A 19,479-nucleotide genomic window follows, 5' to 3' on the forward strand; every position below is an offset into this window, starting at 1 on the left:
CTGCCGCCCGCCGCCCCAGACCGCGGCGACCGAGGAGAACAGCACGAAGGCGTCCAGGTCCAGACCGGCCGTCAGCTCGTCCAGGTTCGCGGCGCCGACGGCCTTCGCCGCCAGGGCCGCGGCGAGCTCGGCGGTCCCGGCGTCGTCCACCGGGCAGTCGTCGATCGCCTCGGCAAGGTGCAGCACGGAGGACAGCGCGGGGCCGGTCGCGGCGATCCGCTCCAGCAGCGCGGCCAGCGCGGCGCGGTCGGCCGCGTCGCAGTCCACCACCTCGACGGCGGTGCCGCGGGCGGCGAGGGCGGCCGTCAGCGCGTCCGTCTCCGGGCCGCTCCCGCCGGTCAGCACGATCCGCCGGGCGCCCCGGCCGGCCAGCCACTCGGCGACGTGGCCGCCGATCGCGCCCGTGCCGCCGGTCACCAGCACGGTGCCGCGCGGCGACCACTCCCGGCCGGTGTCCTTCGGCCGCGGCGCCCGGGTCAGCCGGCGGGCCAGCAGGCCGGTGCGCCGGATCGCCGCCTGGTCCTCGCCGCCGCCCGCCAGGACGGCGGCCAGCCTGGTTCCGGCGGCCGCGTCGAACTCCTCCGGCAGGTCGACCAACCCGCCCCAGCGGTCCGGGTGTTCGAGCGCGACGACCCGGCCCAGACCCCATGCCTGCGCCTGCGCCGCACCGGTCGGGGCCTCGCCCGGCACCGCCGCGACCGCACCCCGGGTCACCACCCACAGCGGGGCGCCGACGCCCGCGTCGCCCAGTCCCTGCACCAGCGCCAGCGTCGCGGCCAGACCGGCCGGCACCGCCGGGTGTCCGGGCAGCGGCGACTCGTCCAGCGCCAGCAGCGACAGCACGCCCGCGACCGGCTCGCCGAGGGCCGGCAGCGCGGCCGCCTCCGCCCGCCCGAACTCCCCGGCGGACACCTCGATCCGCACCGGCTCGGCGCCCGCAGCGGCCAGCGCCGCCGTGCACGCCCGCGCCGTCGCGTCCGCCCCGTGCCCGGCGGGCACCACGACCAGCCAGCTTCCGGACAGCGCGCCCGTGCCCGGCTCGGTCACCGGAGCCCAGGTCACCCGGTAGCGCCAGTCCGCGGTCGCCGAACGCTCCCGCTCGCGGCGCCGCCAGGACGCCAACGCGGGCAGCACCTCCGCCAGTTGACCGTCCTCGACGGCCAGTGTCTCGGCCAGCCGGGCCAGGTCGCCGCTCTCCACGGCCGCCCAGAACCGCGCCTCCGCCGCGTCCTCGCCGGCCTCGGCGACCGCCGCCGCCCCGGCCTCCAGCCAGTAGCGCTGGCGCTGGAACGCGTACGTCGGCAGCGCCACCGGCTCCGCGACCGGCAGCACGCTCTTCCACTCCACCGGCAGACCACCCACGAACGCCTGCCCCAACACGGCCAGCACCCGCGCCGCGCCCGCGTTGTCACGCTCCAGGGTGCCGATGCTCAACACGTCCACCACACCGGCGTCCTCCGCCGTCTCGGTGATCGACGCCGTCAGCACCGGATGGGTCGAAACCTCCACGAACGCGCCGTACCCGCCCTCGAGCAGCGTGCGGGTCGCCTCCTCGAAACGCACCATCCGCCGCAGGTTCGCATACCAGTACGCCGCATCCACCTCCGGACCGGACAGCCACTCACCCGTCACCGTCGAGATCATCGGCACCCGGCCCATCCGCGGTGCGATGTCCGCCAACTCCCCTGCGAGCACCGCCTCCAGCGGCTCCACCGCCGGCGAGTGCGCCACGAAATCGGTCGCCGGAATCCGCCAGCGCAACACCTTGCGCGCAGCAAGCTCACGCTCGAACTCCGACAGCGCCTCGGGCTGACCCGAGACCACCACCGCGGCCGGGCCGTTGACCGCCGCGACCGACAGGCGCCCGTCGAAACCCTCCACGATCTCCCGCACCGCGGCCGACGGCATCACCACCGACACCATCGAACCCTGCACCGACAGACCCGTCAGCGCACGGGCACGCACCGCCACCACCCGGGCGCCGTCCTCCAACGACAGCATCCCCGCCACCGTCGCGGCCGCGATCTCGCCCTGCGAGTGACCCACCACCGCATCCGGCGCGACACCCGCCGCCTCCCACACCGCCGCCAGCGACACCATCAGCGCCCACAGCACCGGCTGCACCACATCCGCCGCATCCAGCTCCGGCGCACCCTCCGCTCCCGTGATCACCTCGCGCAGCGACCACGGCACGTGCGGCGCCAACGCCGCCTCGCACTCCGCCAACCGCGCCGCGAACACCGGCGACTCACCCAGCAGTTGACGGCCCATCCCGACCCACTGCGCACCCTGCCCGGCGAACACGAACACCGTCCGAAGACCCGAACGCGCCACACCCGACACACCACCGGACAGACCCGCCAGCAGCTCCTCGCGCCCGGCACCCACCACCACCGACCGGTGCTCGAACACCGAACGCGACGCCGCCAACGACCACGCCACCGCCCCCGGCTCCAACCCCGGACGCGCCGCCACCCACTCCCGCAACCGCCCCGCCTGCGCCACCAGCCCCTCGGCCGAACGCGCCGACACCGGCCACGCCGTCACCCCACCGGCCTCCAACACCGCCGGCACCGGCACACTCTCCACCACGGGCTCGTCCGGCCCGGTGGCCTCGGCGGCCTCCGCCGCCTCGGCGGTGGGGGCCTCCTCGATGATGACGTGCACGTTGGTGCCGCTCATGCCGAAGCCGGAGACGCCGCCGCGGCGCACCCGTTCCCCGGCCGGCCAGTCCACCGGCTCGGCCAGCAGCCGGACTTCGCCGGCCTCCCAGTCGACCTCGGGGGTGGGGTGCTCGACGTGCAGGGTGGCGGGCATCCGCTCGTTCTGCAGGGCGAGCACCATCTTGATGATCCCGGCCATGCCGGCGGCCTGCTGGGTGTGGCCGATGTTGGACTTCACCGAGCCGAGCCACAGCGGCCGGCCCTCGGGGCGGCCCTGGCCGTAGGTGGCGAGCAGCGCCTGCGCCTCGATCGGGTCGCCGAGCGGGGTGCCGGTGCCGTGCGCCTCGACCACGTCGACGTCGGCGGTGGAGAGCTTGGCGCTGGCCAGGGCGGCCCGGATGACGCGCTGCTGGGACGGGCCGTTGGGGGCGGTCAGGCCGTTGGAGGCGCCGTCCTGGTTGATCGCGGAGCCGCGCACCACGGCGAGGATCCGGTGCCCGTTGCGGCGGGCGTCGGAGAGCTTCTCGACGACCACGACACCGGCGCCCTCGGCGACGCCCATGCCGTTGGCGCCCGCGCCGAAGGTCTGGCAGCGGCCGTCCGGGGACAGGCCCAGGGACTTGCTGAAGTCGGTGAACAGGACGGGCGTGGCGGCCACGAAGGCGCCGCCGACCAGGGCCATCGTGCACTCGCCGGAGCGCAGCGCCTGCGCGGCCAGGTGGAGGGAGACCAGCGAGGAGGAGCAGGCGGTGTCGACGGTGACGGCCGGGCCCTCCAGGCCGAGGGTGTAGGAGAGGCGGCCGGACAGGATGCTGGTGGCGTTGCCGGTCATCACGTGGCCGTCGAGTTCGCCCTGCTTGCCGGTGATCCAGCCGTAGCCGGAGGCGGAGGCGCCGGCGAAGACGCCGGTCGGGGTGCCGCGCAGCGCGGCCGGGTCGATGCCCGCGCGTTCCAGCGCCTCCCAGGCGACCTCCAGCAGCAGGCGCTGCTGGGGGTCCATCGACAGGGCCTCGCGCGGGCTGATGCCGAAGAAGCCGGCGTCGAACCGGGTGGCGTCGTAGATGAAGTTGCCCGCCTTGACCTCGGCGGCGCCGGGGCCGCCGTCCTCGCCGAAGGTCCAGCCGCGGTCCTGGGGCAGCCCGGCCACCGACTCCTTCGCGGCGTCCAGGAGTTCCCACAGTCCTTCGGGGGTGCGCACCCCGCCGGGGAACCGGCAGCCCATGCCGACGATCGCGATGGGCTCGCCCTCGGTGGATTCCAGTTCCTGCAGGCGCTGCCGGGTCTCGTGCAGATTCGCGGTCACCCGCTTGAGGAAGTAGCGGAGCTTGTCCTCGCTGCTCATCTCTTCGCTGCTCACTTGCGTCACCTCGTCGAAGAAGTCGCGGCGTTGGCCGTGTCAGTGGATTCCGAGTTCCTTGCCGATGAAATCGAAGACTTCGTCGTCGGTAGACGATTCGAGCTTCTCCGCAACTCCGGTCTCGGCGGTCTGTGCCCGAGCCTCCCGCCACTTGGCGAGGACGACTTCGAGGCGGTTGGTGATCAGGGCGGATTCGTCCTCGCCGGAGAGTGCGGCGAGCATGCCCTCCAGCCTGTCCAGTTCGGCCAGGACGGGCTTGGCCGGGCTGGCCTCCTCGATCAGGCCGGCCCGCAGGTGGTCGGCGAGCGCGGCGGAGGTGGGGTAGTCGAACAGCAGGGTGCTGGGCAGGCGCAGGCCGGTGGCGGTGCCGAGGCGGTCGCGCAGTTCGACGGCGGTCAGCGAGTCGGCGCCGAGGTCGTTGAAGGCCCGGTCGGCCTCGACGGTGTCGATGCTCGGGTGGCCGAGGACGGCGGCGGCCTCGGTGCGGACCAGGTCGGTCAGCAGCCGGTCCTGTTCGGCGCGGGGCAGTTCGGCGAGCTGCCGGGCCAGCGCGTTGCCCGCGCCGCCGCCGTCGGCGGCGGGGTCGGGGTCCTGGCCGCCGAGCGCCTCGACGACCTCGGGGAGGCTCTCGATCAGCGGGCTGGGGCGGCGCAGCGTGAACGGCGGGGCGAACCGCGTCCAGTCCACGTCGACCACGGTGAGCAGCCGGTCGTCGCCGTCGAGGGCCTGGGCGAGCGCGTCGATCGCCCGGTCGGGGTCGATCAGGCGCAGGCCGCGGCGGGTCATCGCGGCGGCGCCCTCGGCGTCGGTCATGCCGCCGCCGTCCCACGGGCCCCAGGCCACCGAGGTGGCGGTGAGGCCGCGGGCGTGGCGGTTCTCGGCGAGCGCGTCGAGGTAGGTGTTGGCGGCGGCGTAGCCGGCCTGCAGGCCGCTGCCCCAGGTCGCCGCGATGGAGGAGAACAGGACGAAGGCGTCGAGGTCGAGGTCGGCGGTGAGCCGGTCGAGGGTGGCGGCGCCGGTGGCCTTGGCGGCCAGGACGGCGGCGGTCTCGTCGACGGTGACGTCGTCGAGCGGGGTGGCCTGGGCGGCCCCGGCGGCGTGCAGGACGGTGGATAGCGCGGGGCCGTCCCCGTTGACGTGCTCGATCAGGGCGGCCAGTTCGGCGTCCAGGGCGGCGTCGCAGGCGAGCACGTCGACCCGGGTGCCGGTGGTGGCGAGTTCGGCGGCCAGGGCGGCGGTGCCGTCGGCGTGGGCGCCGGAGCGGCTGGTCAGGACGATCCGCTCGGTGCCGCGGCCGGCCAGCCAGCGGGCGGTGTGCCCGCCGATGGCGCCGGTGCCGCCGGTGATCAGGGCGGTGCCGCGCGGGACGAACCGGCCGGTGGCGTGGGGCCGGGGGGCGCGGGTGAGGCGGCGGCCGTAGAGGCCGGTGGGGCGGATCGCGGCCTGGTCCTCGCCGCACTCGGCGAGCACCGCGCAGAAGAGCTCGGCGGCACGGGCGTCGAAGACGGCGGGCAGGTCGAGCAGGCCACCGCCGTGGTCGGGGTGCTCCAGGGTGGCGACCCGGCCCAGGCCCCAGGTCTGGGCCTGGACGGGGCTGTCGAGGGTGTCGTCGGGCCCGGCGGCGACCGCGCCGCGGGTGAGCGCCCACATCGGGGCGTGGACGCCCTCGGCGATCAGCGCCTGGATCAGGGTCTGGGTGCCGGCCAGGCCGTTGGCCAGGCCGGGGTGGCCGGGCAGCGGGGTCTCGTCCAGGGCGAGCAGCGAGACCACGCCGGCGACGCCGTCGGCGGGCAGGGCGGTGGCGATCAGGGCGGCGAGCCGCCGCTGGTCGGTGGTCTCGTCGGTGGCGAGTTCGACGGGGTGGGCGCCGTGCGCGGCGAGGGTCCGGGCGCAGTCGCGCCACAGGTCGCCGCGGGCCTGGTCGGGGGTGCCGACCAGCAGCCAGTTCCCGGCGAGTTCGGCGGGGCCGGGGTCGGGGACGGGTTCCCAGTCGATCCGGTAGCGCCAGTTCGCGGTCGCCGGGCGGTCCTGTTCGCGGCGGCGCCAGGACGCCAGCGCGGGCAGCACGGCGCCGAGTTCGGCGCTGCCCGGGACGGCCAGGGTGTCGGCGAGGCGGTCCAGGTCGCCGTCCTCGACGGCGGCCCAGAACTCCTGCTCGGCGGCGCCGGCCGTACCGGCGGCGTTCGGCGGGGTCTGGGTCCCCTGGGGCCAGTAGGTGGTGTGCCGGAACGCCTGGGTGGGCAGTTCGGCGGGCCGGGCGGCGGGCAGCAGGGCCGCCCAGTCCACGGCCGCGCCGTGCACGTGCGCCTTGGCGAGGCCGGTGACCAGGGCGGTGACGCTCTCCTCGGTGCGCCGCTGGAGCGGGACGAAGGCGGTGCCGGGGTGTCCGGCGGCGGCCGCGATGTCGGGGCCGAGCGAGGACAGCGACCCGTCGGGGCCGACCTCGACGACCACCGTGACGCCCTGGGCGGTGAGCGCGGCGACCGCGTCGGCGAACCGGACGGCCTGCCGGGTCTGCGCGGGCCAGTAGCCGGGCTCGCAGGCGGTGACCGGCTCGCCGGTCAGTGCGCCGATCCAGGTCAGTTCCGGCCGGTGGTACGTCAGTTCCTCGGCGACGGCGCCGAGTTCGTCGACCACCGGGTCCATCGCGGCGGAGTGGAAGGCGTGCGAGACGCGCAGCTGCCGCACCCGGTGGCCGTACTGCCGCCACTCCTCGACGACCTGCTCGACGGCCCCGGCCTCGCCGGAGACGACCACCGACTCGGGTCCGTTGACCGCGGCGATCTCCACCCCGTCCAGGCCGTTCAGGCCGCCCAGGACGTCGGACTCGGAGGCGTTGATCGCGGCCATCGCGCCGCCGTCGGGCAGTGCCTCCATCAGCCGGGCGCGGGTGGCGACCAGGCGGACGGCGTCGGGCAGCGGGAGGACGCCGGCGACGTGCGCGGCGGCGATCTCGCCGACCGAGTGGCCGGTGACCGCGTCGGGGGTGAGCCCGGCGGCCCGCAGGACGGCGGCGAGGGCGACCTCGAAGGCGAACAGGCCGGTCTGCGCGTACAGCGTGCGGTCGGCGAGCTCGTCGGCCCGTTCGGCGTCGCCGAGCACCACGTCCCGGACGGGGACGCCGAGTTCGAGTTCCAGCAGGCCGCACACCCGGTCGAAGGTCTCGGCGAACACCGGGCTGCCCTCGTACAGGCCGCGGCCCATGCCGGCCCACTGGGCGCCCTGGCCGGCGAAGACCAGGCCGACCCGGGCGCCGGCCTTCGCCGTGCCCGTCACCAGGGCGGCGGCGGGGGTGCCGGCGGCCAGCGCCCGGACGGCGCCGAGCAGGTCGTCGCGGCCGGTGCCGACGGCGACGGCGCGGTGCTCCAGGGCGGCGCGGGTGGTGGCCAGGGCGCGGGCCACCTCGGCGGGGGCGGCGTCCGGGCGTTCGGCCAGCCAGTCGTGCAGGCGGTCGGCCTGCGCGGCCAGGCCCTCGGCGGTGCGGCCGGAGAGCAGCCAGGCACCGGCCCGGGGCAGCACCGGCTCGCCGACCGGGGCGGGCCCGCCGGGCGCCGCGGGGGCCTCCTCGATGATGACGTGCGCGTTGGTGCCGCTGATGCCGAACGCGGAGACGCCGGCCCGGCGCACCCGCTCCCCGGCCGGCCAGGCGACCGGCTCGGCCAGCAGCCGGACGTCGCCGGCCTCCCAGTCCACGTGCGGGGAGGGCTGCTCGACGTGCAGGGTGCGGGGCAGTTCCTGGTGCTGGAGCGCCAGCACCGTCTTGATCACGCCGGCCATGCCGGCCGCGGCCTGGGTGTGCCCGAGGTTGGACTTCACCGAGCCGAGCCACAGCGGCCGGCCCTCCGGCCTCCCCTGCCCGTAGGTGGCGAGCAGCGCCTGCGCCTCGATCGGGTCGCCGAGCGGGGTGCCGGTGCCGTGCGCCTCGACGGCGTCCACGTCGGCGGGGGTCAGGCCCGCGTCGGCGAGCGCCGCGCGGATGACGCGCTGCTGGGAGGGGCCGTTGGGGGCGGTCAGGCCGTTGGACGCGCCGTCCTGGTTGATCGCCGAGCCGCGCACCACGGCGAGCACCCGGTGCCCGTTGCGGAGCGCGTCGGACAGCTTCTCGACGACGACCATCCCGGCGCCCTCGCCCATGCCCATGCCGTCGGCCCCGGCGGAGAACGCCTTGGAGCGGCCGTCGGCGGCCAGGCCGCGCTGGCGGGCGAAGCCGACCATCTCCCACGGCGTGGCCATCACCGCGACGCCGCCGACCAGGGCCAGCGAGCACTCGCCGGAGCGCAGCGCCGCGGCGGCGGTGTGCAGGGCGACCAGCGAGGACGAGCAGGCGGTGTCGACGGTCAGCGCCGGGCCCTCCAGGCCGAGCGTGTAGGCGATCCGGCCGGAGATGATGCTGGTCGCGTTGCCGGTGATCAGGTGGCCCTCGGCGGTGGCGGCGCCGTCCCGGCCGCTGAGCTGCATGCTGGCCAGCGCGTAGTTGGACGAGTAGCCGCCGACGAACACGCCGGTGCGCGAGCCGCCCAGCCGGGACGGGTCGATGCCCGCCGTCTCCAGGGCCTCCCAGGACAGTTCGAGCATCAGGCGCTGCTGCGGGTCCATCGCCAGGGCCTCGCGCGGCGAGATGCCGAAGAAGTCCGCGTCGAAGCGGCCGGCCTGGTGCAGGAAGCCGCCGCGCCGGGAGTAGGTGGTGCCGGGGTGCGCCGGGTCCGGGTCGAACAGGGTGTCGGCGTCCCAGCCGCGGTCGGTCGGGAACTCCGAGATGCCCTCGCCGCCGGCGGCGAGCAGCCGCCACAGCTGTTCGGGGGTGTCCAGGCCGCCGGGGAAGCGGCAGCCCATGCCGACGATCGCGATCGGCTCGTCGTCGTCGCGGGCGGCGGCCGGGGCGGCCGGCGCGGCGGCGGCGAGGCCGGCGAGCGCGCCGAGCAGTTCGGTGCGCAGGTGCCCGGCGAGCAGCACCGGGCTGGGGTGGTCGAACAGCAGGGTGGCGGGCAGCCGCAGGCCGGTCGCGGTGGCGATCCGGTTGCGCAGCTCGACCGAGGTCAGCGAGTCGAAGCCCAGTTCGCTGAACGCGCGGGTCGGTTCGACCTCGTCGGCGCTCGCGTGGTCGAGCACGGCGGCGGCCTGTTCGCGGACGGTGTCGACCAGCAGCCGGTCCTGCTCGGTGCGGGTCAGGCCGGCCAGCCGGGCCGCGAGCCCGCCCCCGGCCTCCGGTCCGGCGGGGGCGTCGGCCCGCTGGGCCTCCTTCAGCCGCCGGGCGTCGGGCAGGTCGCGCAGGAACGGGACGTCGAGGATCTGGGCCTGGCCGGGGGCGGCCGCGAAGGCCGGCCAGTCCAGGTCCATGACGGTCAGCACGGTGTCGGTGCCGCCGATCGCGGCGCCGAGCGCCTTGACCGCGACCGCCGGGTCCATCAGGACCTCCCAGCGGTTGCGGCGCAGCCGCTGCCGGGCGGCCTCGGTGCCGCCGGAGACGCCCTCGCCGGCCCAGGGGCCCCAGGCGATCGACAGGGCGGGCAGGCCGCGCGAGCGCCGGTTCTCGGCGAGCGCGTCCAGGAACGCGTTGGCGGCCGAGTAGTTGCCCTGTCCGGCGCCGCCGAAGGTCGCGGCGGCGGAGGAGAACAGCACGAACGCGTCCAGGTCCAGACCGGCCGTCAGCTCGTCCAGGTGGACGGCGGCCAGCGCCTTGGGGGCCAGCGCGGCGGCCAGCCGTTCGGCGTCCAGGCCGTCCAGGACGCCGTCGTCCAGGACGCCCGCGGTGTGCAGGACGGCGCGCAGCGGGGCGCCGGCGGTGCCCGTCCGGGCCAGCAGGGCGGCCAGGTCGGCGCGGTTCGCGCCGTCGCAGGCGGTGACCTCGACGGCGGTGCCGGCGGCGGCGACCTCGGCGGCGAGCGCGGCCGCGCCCTTCGCGGCGGCGCCGGAGCGGCTGGCCAGCACCAGCCGTTCGGCGCGCCCGGCCAGCCAGCGGGCGCTGTGCCCGCCGACGGCGCCGGTGCCGCCGGTGATCAGGACGGTGCCGCGCGGCGTCCACTCCCGCTCCGCCCGGGGGCGGGGGGCGCGGGTGAGGCGGCGGCCCAGGATGCCGGCCGGGCGGATCGCCACCTCGTCCTCGCCGCAGCCGGCCAGCACGGTGCACAGGCGGCTCGCGGCCCGCTCGTCCAGGACGGCGGGCAGGTCGATCAGGCCGCCCCAGCGGTCGGGCTGCTCCAGGAAGACGACCCGGCCCAGGCCCCAGGTCTGGGTGCGCAGCGGGTGGGTCAGCGGGTCGCCGGGGCCGGTGGCGACCGCGCCGGAGGTGGCGTTCCACAGCGGGGCGGTGACGGCCGCGTCGGCCAGCGCCTGGATCAGCGCCAGGGTGCCGGCCAGTCCGGCGGGCACCGAGGGCAGTGCGGGCAGCGGGGCGTCGTCCAGGCCGAGCAGCGAGAGCACGCCGGCCACCGGTTGCGGCGCGGCGGCGGCCGCGGCGGCCAGGTCGGCGGCGATCCGTTCGCGCCGCGCCGCGGCGGTGTCGACCTCGACGGCCGCGACCTGGACGCCGCGCGCGGTCAGCGCCCGCAGGCAGGCGTCGGCCAGCTCCGCGGCGGGCCCGGTCAACCGCGCGGGCACGGCCGCCAGCCACGTCCCGGCCGGCACCGCCGGGGCGGGGTCGGTGACGGGCGACCAGGCGACCCGGTAGCGCCAGTTGCCGGTGGTGTCGCGGTCGCGCTCGCGGCGCCGCCAGGACGCCAGCGCGGGCAGCACCTCGCCGAACGGGCGGCGCCCGTCCACGGCCAGGGTGTCGGCCAGGCGGTCCAGGTCGCCGTCCTCGACGGCGGCCCAGAACCGGGTCTCGGCCTCGGTCGCGGCGGCGGCCGCGCCGTCCGTGCCGGTCGGTCGGGTGCCGGTCAGCCAGTACCGCTGGTGCTGGAAGGCGTGGGTGGGCAGGTCGGTGCGGCGGCCGGCGGGCAGCACGGCCGTCCAGTCGACGGCGGGGCCGCCGACGTGCACCCGGGCCAGTGCGGCCAGCAGCCCGGCCGCCCCGCCGCGCTCGCGCTCCAGGGTGCCGGTGACCACGGGGGTGCCGGCCGTGCCGAGGTCCTCGACGGTCTCGGTGATGCCGCCGGTCAGCACCGGCTGCGGCGACACCTCGACGAAGACCTGGTTGCCGGCGGCGGCCAGCTCCCGGACCGCCTCGTCGAAGCGGACGGTGTTGCGGACGTTGGCGAACCAGTAGCCGGCGTCCAGTTCGGTGCCGTCCATCCACCGGCACTCGACGGTCGAGAACAGCGGGACGCGCCCGGCACCCGGGGCGATCGCGGCCAGGCCCTCGGCCAGCACGCCCTCCAGCGCGGACACCCCGGCGGAGTGCGCCACGAAGTCGGTCACCGGGATCGGCCAGCGCATCACCTTGCGGGCGGCCAGCGCGGCCCCGAACTCCGCCAGCGCCGCGCTCTCGCCGGACACCACGGTCGCAGCGGGCCCGTTGACGGCCGCGACCGCCAGCCGGTCGCCCCACGGGGCGAGCAGCTCGCGCACCGCCGCGACGGGCATCACCACCGAGAGCATCCCGCCGCCGGTACCGAGGCCGGACAGCGCCCGGCTGCGCACCGTCACCACCCGGGCGGCGTCGTCCAGCGACAGGATCCCGGCCACCGTGGCGGCGGCGATCTCGCCCTGCGAGTGGCCGACCACCGCGCCCGGACGGACGCCCGCGGCCTCCCACACCGCAGCGAGCGACACCATCACCGCCCACAGCGCGGGCTGCACCACCTCGGCCGCGTCCAGTGCGGGCGCCCCCTCGGCGCCCGCGAGCACCCCGGTCAGCGACCAGTCGACGTACGGGGCGAGCGCCTGCTCGCACTCGGCCAGCCGGGCCGCGAACACCGGGCTGGCGGCGGCGAGTTCACGCCCCATGCCGGCCCACTGCGCGCCCTGCCCGGGGAAGACGAACACCGCCTCCCCGGCCTCGGCGGCCGCTGCCGTGCCGACCACCGCCCCGGCGGCCGGTTCGCCCGCCGCGACGGCGGCCAGGGCCGCCAGCAGCCCGGCCCGGTCGGTGCCGGTCACCACGGCCCGGTACTCGTGCACCGAGCGGGTCGCCGCCAGCGACCAGGCCACGTCCGCCGGGTCCGCGTCCGGGCGGGTCGCCAGGTGCTCGGCCAGCCGGGCCGCCTGCCGGCGCAGCCCGCCGGCCGTCCGGCCCGAGACCGTCCAGGCGTGCGGGGCGCCCGCGTCCAGCACGGCCGGCTCCGGCCGGGCCGCGGGCTGCGGCTCCGGGGCGGGCGCCTCCTCCAGGATCAGGTGGGCGTTGGTGCCGCTGACGCCGAACGAGGACACGCCCGCGCGGCGCGGCCGCCCGTCCGTCTCCCAGGGCAGCGCCTCGGTCAGCAGCCGGACGTCCCCGGCCGACCAGTCGACGTACGGCGAGGGCTCGTCCACGTGCAGGGTGGCCGGCAGGCTCCGGTGCTGGAGCGCCAGCACCATCTTGATCAGGCCGCTGACGCCGGCCGCGCCCTGGGTGTGGCCGATGTTGGACTTCACCGAGCCGAGCCACAGCGGGCGGCCCTCCGGGCGGCCCTGGCCGTAGGTCGCGATCACGGCCTGCGCCTCGATCGGGTCGCCCAGCACCGTGCCGGAGCCGTGCGCCTCCACCACGTCCACGTCCGAGGTGGTCAGCCCGGCGTCGGCCAGGGCGGCGCGGATGACGCGCTGCTGGGACGGGCCGTTGGGGGCGGTCAGGCCGTTGGAGGCGCCGTCCTGGTTGACGGCGCTGCCCCGCACCACCGCCAGCACCGGGTGCCCGTTGCGCCGGGCGTCGGACAGCCGCTCCAGGACGACCATGCCCGCGCCCTCGGCGACGCCCATGCCGTCCGCCGCGGCGGCGAAGGACTTCGAGCGGCCGTCCGGCGACAGGCCGCGCTGCTTGCTGACCCAGACGAACAGGTCCGGGGCGGAGGCCACGAACGCGCCGCCGGCCAGCGCCAGCGTGCACTCGCCGCTGCGCAGCGCCCGGCTCGCCAGGTTGACCGCGACCAGCGCCGAGGAGCAGGCCGTGTCGACGGTGACCGACGGGCCCTCCAGGCCGAAGGTGTAGGAGATCCGGCCGGAGAGCACGCTCGTCGTGGTGCCCGTCAGCAGGTGCGCCTCCAGGCCCTCCGAGGCGTCCGGCCCGACCAGGCCGTAGCCGGCGTAGCTGGCGCCGGTGAACACGCCGGTCCGGCTGCCGCGCAGCCGCTCCTGCGGGATGCCCGCGCGCTCCAGCGCCTCCCAGGCGGTCTCCAGCAGCAGGCGCTGCTGCGGGTCCATGGCCAGGGCCTCGCGCGGGCTGATGCCGAAGAACCCGGCGTCGAACTCGGCGGCGTTGTAGACGAACCCGCCCTGCCGGACGTACGCCGTGCCCGGGTTGTCCGGGTCCGGGTCGTACAGCGCCTCCAGGTCCCAGCCGCGGTCCTGCGGGAACGCGCCGATCGCGTCGCCGCCGGCGTCCAGCAGCTCCCACAGCTCCTCGGGGCTGCGCACGCCGCCGGGGAAGCGGCAGCCCATGCCGACGATCACGATCGGGTCGTCGTCCGCCGCCGCCGCGGGCACCGGGGCGCCCGCGCCCGCGTCCGCCGCCGGGTCGCCCAGCAGCTCCGCGCGCAGGTAGCCGGCCAGCACCACCGGGTTCGGGTAGTCGAACAGCAGGGTCGCGGGCAGTTTCAGGCCGGTCGCCGCGCCCAGCCGGTTGCGCAGCTCCACGGCGGTCAGCGAGTCGAAGCCCAGCTCGCTGAAGGCCCGGCCGCGGCCGACCGCCTCCGGCGAGGCGTACTCCAGCACCGCGGCGGCCTCGGCCCGGACCAGGTTGACCAGCGTCCGGTCCTGCTCGGCGGCCGGCAGCCCGGCGAGCCGGCGGCGCAGCGGGGTCGCCGCGGCCGGGTCCGCCGCCGGGGCGGCCGGGTCGCCGGCGAGCGCCGCCGCGACCTCCGGCAGCGCGGCCAGCAGCGGGCTGGGGCGGCGCAGCGTGAACGGCGGCGCGAACCGCGCCCAGTCCACGTCGGCGACGGTGACGGCGTCCTCGCGGCCGTCCAGGATCTCGGCGAGCGCCCGGACGGCGTGGTTCTCGTCCATCACCATCAGGCCGCCGCGGGCCATCCGGGCGCCGGTCTCGGCGTCGGTCATGCCGCCGCCGCCCCACGGTCCCCAGGCCACCGAGGTCGCGGTCAGGCCCCGGGCCCGGCGGGTCTCCGCCAGGGCGTCCAGGAAGGTGTTCGCGGCCGCGTAGGCGGGCTGGACGCTGCTGCCCCAGGTCGCCGAGATCGACGAGAACAGCACGAACGCGTCCAGTTCCAGGCCGAGTTCGCGGGTCAGCTCGTCCAGGTGGACGGCGCCGGCGGTCTTCGCGGCCAGGACCGCGGCGGTCTCGGCCAGGTCGGTGTCGGCGACGGTGGTGGCCTGGCCGACGCCGGCGGTGTGCAGCACCGTCGACAGGGCGGGGCCGTCCGCGGCGATCCGTTCCAGCAGGCCGGACAGGTCGGTGCGGGAGGCCGCGTCGCAGGACACCACCTCGACGTCGCTGCCGCGGGCGGCCAGCGCGGCGGCCCGGGCGGCGAGGCCGGCGGCGGCCGGGCCGGAGCGGCTGGTCAGCACCAGGCGGCGGGTGCCGCGTTCGGCCAGCCAGTCGGCGACGTGGCCGCCGATCGCGCCGGTGCCGCCGGTGACCAGGGCCGTCCCGCCGGGCGTCCAGGGGCGCTCGGGGGTGTGCGGCCGGGGCGCGCGGGTGAGCCGGCGGGCCAGCAGGCCGGACGGGCGGATCGCCACCTGGTCCTCGCCGCAGCCGGCCAGCACGGCGGCCAGCCGGCCCGCGGCCGCCTCGTCCAGGGTCGGCGGCAGGTCGACCAGGCCGCCCCAGCGTTCCGGGTGCTCGAGCGCGACGACCCGGCCCAGGCCCCACACCTGGGACTGCACGGGCCCGGCCGCGGTGCCCGCCACCGCGCCGGTGGTGGCCGCCCACAGCGGGGCGTCGACGCCGGCGTCGCCGAGCGCCTGCACCAGGGCCAGGGTGGCGGCCAGGCCGGCCGGCACCACCGGGTGCTCGGGCAGCGGCGACTCGTCCAGGGCGAGCAGCGACAGCACGCCCGCGAGCGGGCCGTCCGGCAGCGCGGCGCGGACGGCCTCCCGGTCGAGGCCGGGGCCGCCGGTCAGGACGGCGGTGTCCGCGCCGCGGGCGGTCAGCGCCGCCGCGTACGGGCCGGCGTCCGTCCCGGCGGGCACCACCAGCAGCCAGGTGCCGGCGAGCCGGGCCGGGGCCGGGTCCGCGACGGGCGCCCAGGTCACCCGGTAGCGCCAGTCGCCGGTGACCGTGCGGTCCCGTTCGCGGCGCCGCCAGGACGCCAGCGCGGGCAGCACGGCGCCGAGTTGGCCGCTGTCCTGGACGGCCAGGGTGTCGGCGAGGCCGGCCAGGTCGCCGTCCTCGACGGCCGCCCAGAACGCGGCCTCGGCCTCGCCGCCCGCCGCGGCGGACGGTTCGGGCGCGGCCTGCAGCCAGTAGTGCTGGTGCTCGAAGGCGTAGGTGGGCAGGTCGACCCGCTCGGCGGCGGGCAGCACGGCCGCCCAGTCGACGGGCAGGCCGCCGGTGTGCGCCTGGCCGAACGCGGCGACCAGGCGGGCGGCGCCCGCGTCCTCGCGCTCCAGGGTGCCGATGCTCAGCACCTCCAGGCCCATGTCCTCGGCGGTCTCGGTGACGGACGCCGCCAGCACCGGGTGGGTGGAGACCTCGACGAACGCGCCGTGGCCGCTCTCCAGCAGGGTGCGGGTGGCCTCCTCGAAGCGCACCATCCGGCGCAGGTTGGCGTACCAGTAGGCGGCGTCGGCCTCCGGGCCGGCCAGCCACTCGCCGGTCACCGTGGAGATCATCGGCACCCGGCCGGTCTGCGGCGCGATGCCCGCCAACTCCCGTGCCAGCACCGTCTCCAGCGGCTCCACCGCCGGCGAGTGCGCCACGAAGTCGGTCTCCGGGACGCGCCAGCGCAGCACCTTGCGCGAGGCCAGCTCGCGCTCGAACTCGGACAGCGCGTCGGCCTCGCCCGAGACCACCACGGCGGCCGGGCCGTTGACCGCGGCGACCGACAGGCGCTCGCCGAAGCCGTCCACGATCTCCCGCACGGCGGGCGAGGGCATCACCACGGACACCATCGAGCCCTGCATGGCCAGGCTCGCCAGCGCCCGGGCCCGGACGGTCACCACCCGGGCGCCGTCCTCCAGCGACAGGATCCCGGCGACGGTGGCCGCCGCGATCTCGCCCTGCGAGTGGCCGACGACCGCGTCCGGGCGGATGCCGGCGGCCTCCCACACCGCGGCGAGCGACACCATGACCGCCCACAGCACCGGCTGCACGACGTCGGCGGTGTCCAGCCCCGGCGCGCCGTCCGCGCCCGCCAGCACCTCGGCCGGCGACCAGTCGGCGTACGGGGCCAGGGCCGCCGAGCACTCGGCCAGCCGCGCCGCGAACACCGGTGACTCGGCGAGCAGTTGACGGCCCATGCCGACCCACTGCGCGCCCTGCCCGGCGAACACGAACGCCGTCCGGCCGGCCGCCCGGGAGCCGCCCGGCGCGCCCGCCGCCAGCCGGTCCAGCCCGGCCAGCAGCTCGGCCCGGTCGCCCACCAGGGCCGCCCGGTGCTCGAACACCGACCGGGTCACCGCCAGCGAACGGGCCACCGCCGCCGGGTCCAGCTCCGGCCGGGCCGCCGCCCACTCGCGCAGCCGGGCCGCCTGCGCGGCCAGCGCGCGGGCCGAGCGGGCGGACAGCGTCCACACGGCGGGGGCGCCGACGACCACCGGCAGTGCGCCCTCCGGCGCCCCGGGTGCCTCGGGCGCCGGCTCGGCCCCGGCCGGGGTCGGGGCCTCCTCGAGGATCAGGTGCGCGTTGGTGCCGCTCATGCCGAACGAGGACACGCCCGCGCGGCGCGGCCGCCCGTCCGTCTCCCAGGGCAGCGCCTCGGTCAGCAGCTCCACCTCGCCCGCCGACCAGTCGATGTGCGGCGAGCGCTCGGCGGCGTGCAGGGTGGCCGGCAGCGTGCGGTTGCGCAGCGCCATCACCATCTTGATCACGCCCGCGACGCCGGCCGCGGCCTGGGTGTGCCCGATGTTGGACTTCACCGAGCCGAGCCGCAGCGGCCCGTTGCCGCCGCGCTCCTGGCCGTAGGTGGCCAGCAGCGCCTGCGCCTCGATCGGGTCGCCCAGCGGGGTGCCGGTGCCGTGCGCCTCCACCACGTCCACCTCGTCCGGCCGCAGGCCCGCGTTGGCCAGGGCCGCGCGGATCACCCGCTGCTGGGACGGGCCGTTGGGGGCGGTCAGGCCGTTGGAGGCGCCGTCCTGGTTGGTGGCGCTGCCGCGGATCACCGCGAGCACCCGGTGCCCGTTGCGGAGCGCGTCGGACAGCCGCTCGACGACGACCACGCCCGCGCCCTCGCCGAGGCCCATGCCGTCGGCGCCCGCCGAGAACGGCTTGCACCGGCCGTCCGGCGCCAGGCCCATCTGGCGGCTGAACTGGTCGAACAGCAGCGGGTTCGCCGCCACCATCACGCCGCCCGCCAGGGCCAGCGTGCACTCGCCCGAGCGCACCGCCTGGCTCGCCAGGTGCAGCGCGACCAGCGAGGACGAGCACGCCGTGTCCACCGTCACCGCCGGGCCCTCCAGGCCCAGCACGTAGGAGACCCGGCCGGAGACCACGCTGGTCGAGATGCCGGTGACCAGGTGCCCGTCCAGTTCGCCGCGCAGGCCCGAGCTCCAGCCGTAGCCGGACGCCGAGGCGCCCGCGAACACGCCGGTCGGAGTGCCGCGCAGCGCCGCCGGGTCGATGCCCGCCCGCTCCAGCGCCTCCCAGGCGACCTCCAGCAGCAGGCGCTGCTGCGGGTCCATCGACACCGCCTCGCGCGGGCTGATGCCGAAGAAGCCCGCGTCGAAGCCGGTCGCGTCGTAGACGAAACCGCCCGACCGGACCGGGCCGCCCTCGGCGGCCGCGCCGGTGCCCTCGATCACCCAGCCGCGGTCCTCCGGCAGCACCGAGATCGCGTCCGTCCCGGCCGTCACCAGCTCCCACAGCGCCTCCGGGCCGGTCGCCCCGCCCGGGTAGCGGCACGCCATGCCGACGATCGCCAGCGGCTCGTCGACGGCGGCGGCCGCGACCGGCGCGGCCTGCGCGACGTCCTGGGCGCCCGCCAGCAGCGCGAGCAGGAACTCGGCGGCGGCGGTCGGCGTCGGCGCGTCGAACATCAGCGTCGCGGGCAGTTGCAGCCCGGTCGCCGCGCCCAGCCGGTTGCGCAGCTCGACCGAGGTCAGCGAGTCGAAGCCGAGGTCGCTGAACGCCCGGGTGGCCTCGACGGCCTCCGGCGAGGCGTAGTCCAGCACCCCGGCCGCCTCGGACTGCACGAGGTGCACCAGTGCCCGGTGCTGCTCCAGCCGGGACAGGCCCGCCAGCCGGCGCTGCCAGGCCGCGCCCGCCTCCGAGGCCGCCACCGGGGCGGACCCGGCCGCCACCGGGGCGTCGCCCTCCAGCGCCCGCCGCACCTCCGGCAGCCCCTCGATCAGCGGGCTGGGGCGGCGCAGCGTGAACGGCGGGGCGAACCGCTCCCAGTCGATGTCGGCGACGGTCAGCTGCTCCTCGCCGCCGTCCAGGACCTGCGCCAGCGCCCGGACGGCCCGGTCCTTGTCCATCACCACCAGGCCGCGGCGGCGGCCCTGCTCGGCCCCCGCCTCGTCGGTCATGCCGCCGCCGCCCCAGGAGCCCCAGGCCACCGAGGTCGCGGTCCGGCCGTGCGCCCGGCGGTGCTCGGCCAGGCCGTCCAGGTAGGTGTTCGCGGCCGCGTAGGCGGGCTGCAGGCCACTGCCCCAGGTCGCGGCGATCGACGAGAACAGCACGAACGCGTCGAGGTCCGCACCGGCCGTCAGCTCGTCCAGGTGGGCGGCGCCGGTGGCCTTCGCGGCCAGGACGGCGGCGGTCTCGGCCAGGTCGGTGTCGTGCACGGTCGAGTGCTGGACGACGCCCGCGGTGTGGAACACCGAGGACAGCGCGGGGCCGGTGGCGGCGATCCGCTCCAGCAGCGCGGCCAGCGCGGCGCGGTCGGCCGCGTCGCAGGCCACCACCTCGACGGCGCTGCCCCGGGCGGCCAGCGCCGCGGCCCGCGCCGCCGTGCCGGCCGTGCCCGCGCCCGAACGGCTGGTCAGCACCAGGCGCGGGGCGCCCCGGCCGGCCAGCCACTCGGCGACGTGGCCGCCGATCGCGCCCGTGCCGCCGGTCACCAGCACCGTCCCGGCGGGCGTCCACCCGGTGCCGCCGGACTTCGGCGCACCGGCCCGCACCAGCCGCCGGCCGAACACCCCGGCCGGGCGGATCGCCGCCTGGTCCTCGCGGCCGCCCGCCAGCAGGGCGGCCAGCCTGGTTCCGGCGGCGGCGTCGAACTCCTCCGGCAGGTCGACCAACCCGCCCCAGCGGTCCGGGTGTTCGAGGCC

At 77.4% G+C, this 19,479-nt stretch carries 2 protein-coding genes; both read right to left on the reverse strand.

The features are described from left to right. The coding region (locus ACFUEL_RS15145; protein ID WP_380236675.1) for a type I polyketide synthase at positions 1 to 4,020 on the reverse strand (4,020 nt) is incomplete at its 3' end. Positions 4,021 to 4,059: 39 nt separating this feature from the next. After that, positions 4,060 to 19,449, reverse strand: coding sequence for a type I polyketide synthase (locus ACFUEL_RS15150; protein WP_380236676.1), 15,390 nt, complete (start codon positions 19,447 to 19,449; stop codon positions 4,060 to 4,062). Positions 19,450 to 19,479 lie beyond the last annotated feature (30 nt).

Origin of the sequence: Kitasatospora sp. NPDC057198, assembly GCF_042670125.1 — a bacterium.
In the GTDB taxonomy this organism is placed as follows: Bacteria; Actinomycetota; Actinomycetes; order Streptomycetales; family Streptomycetaceae; genus Kitasatospora.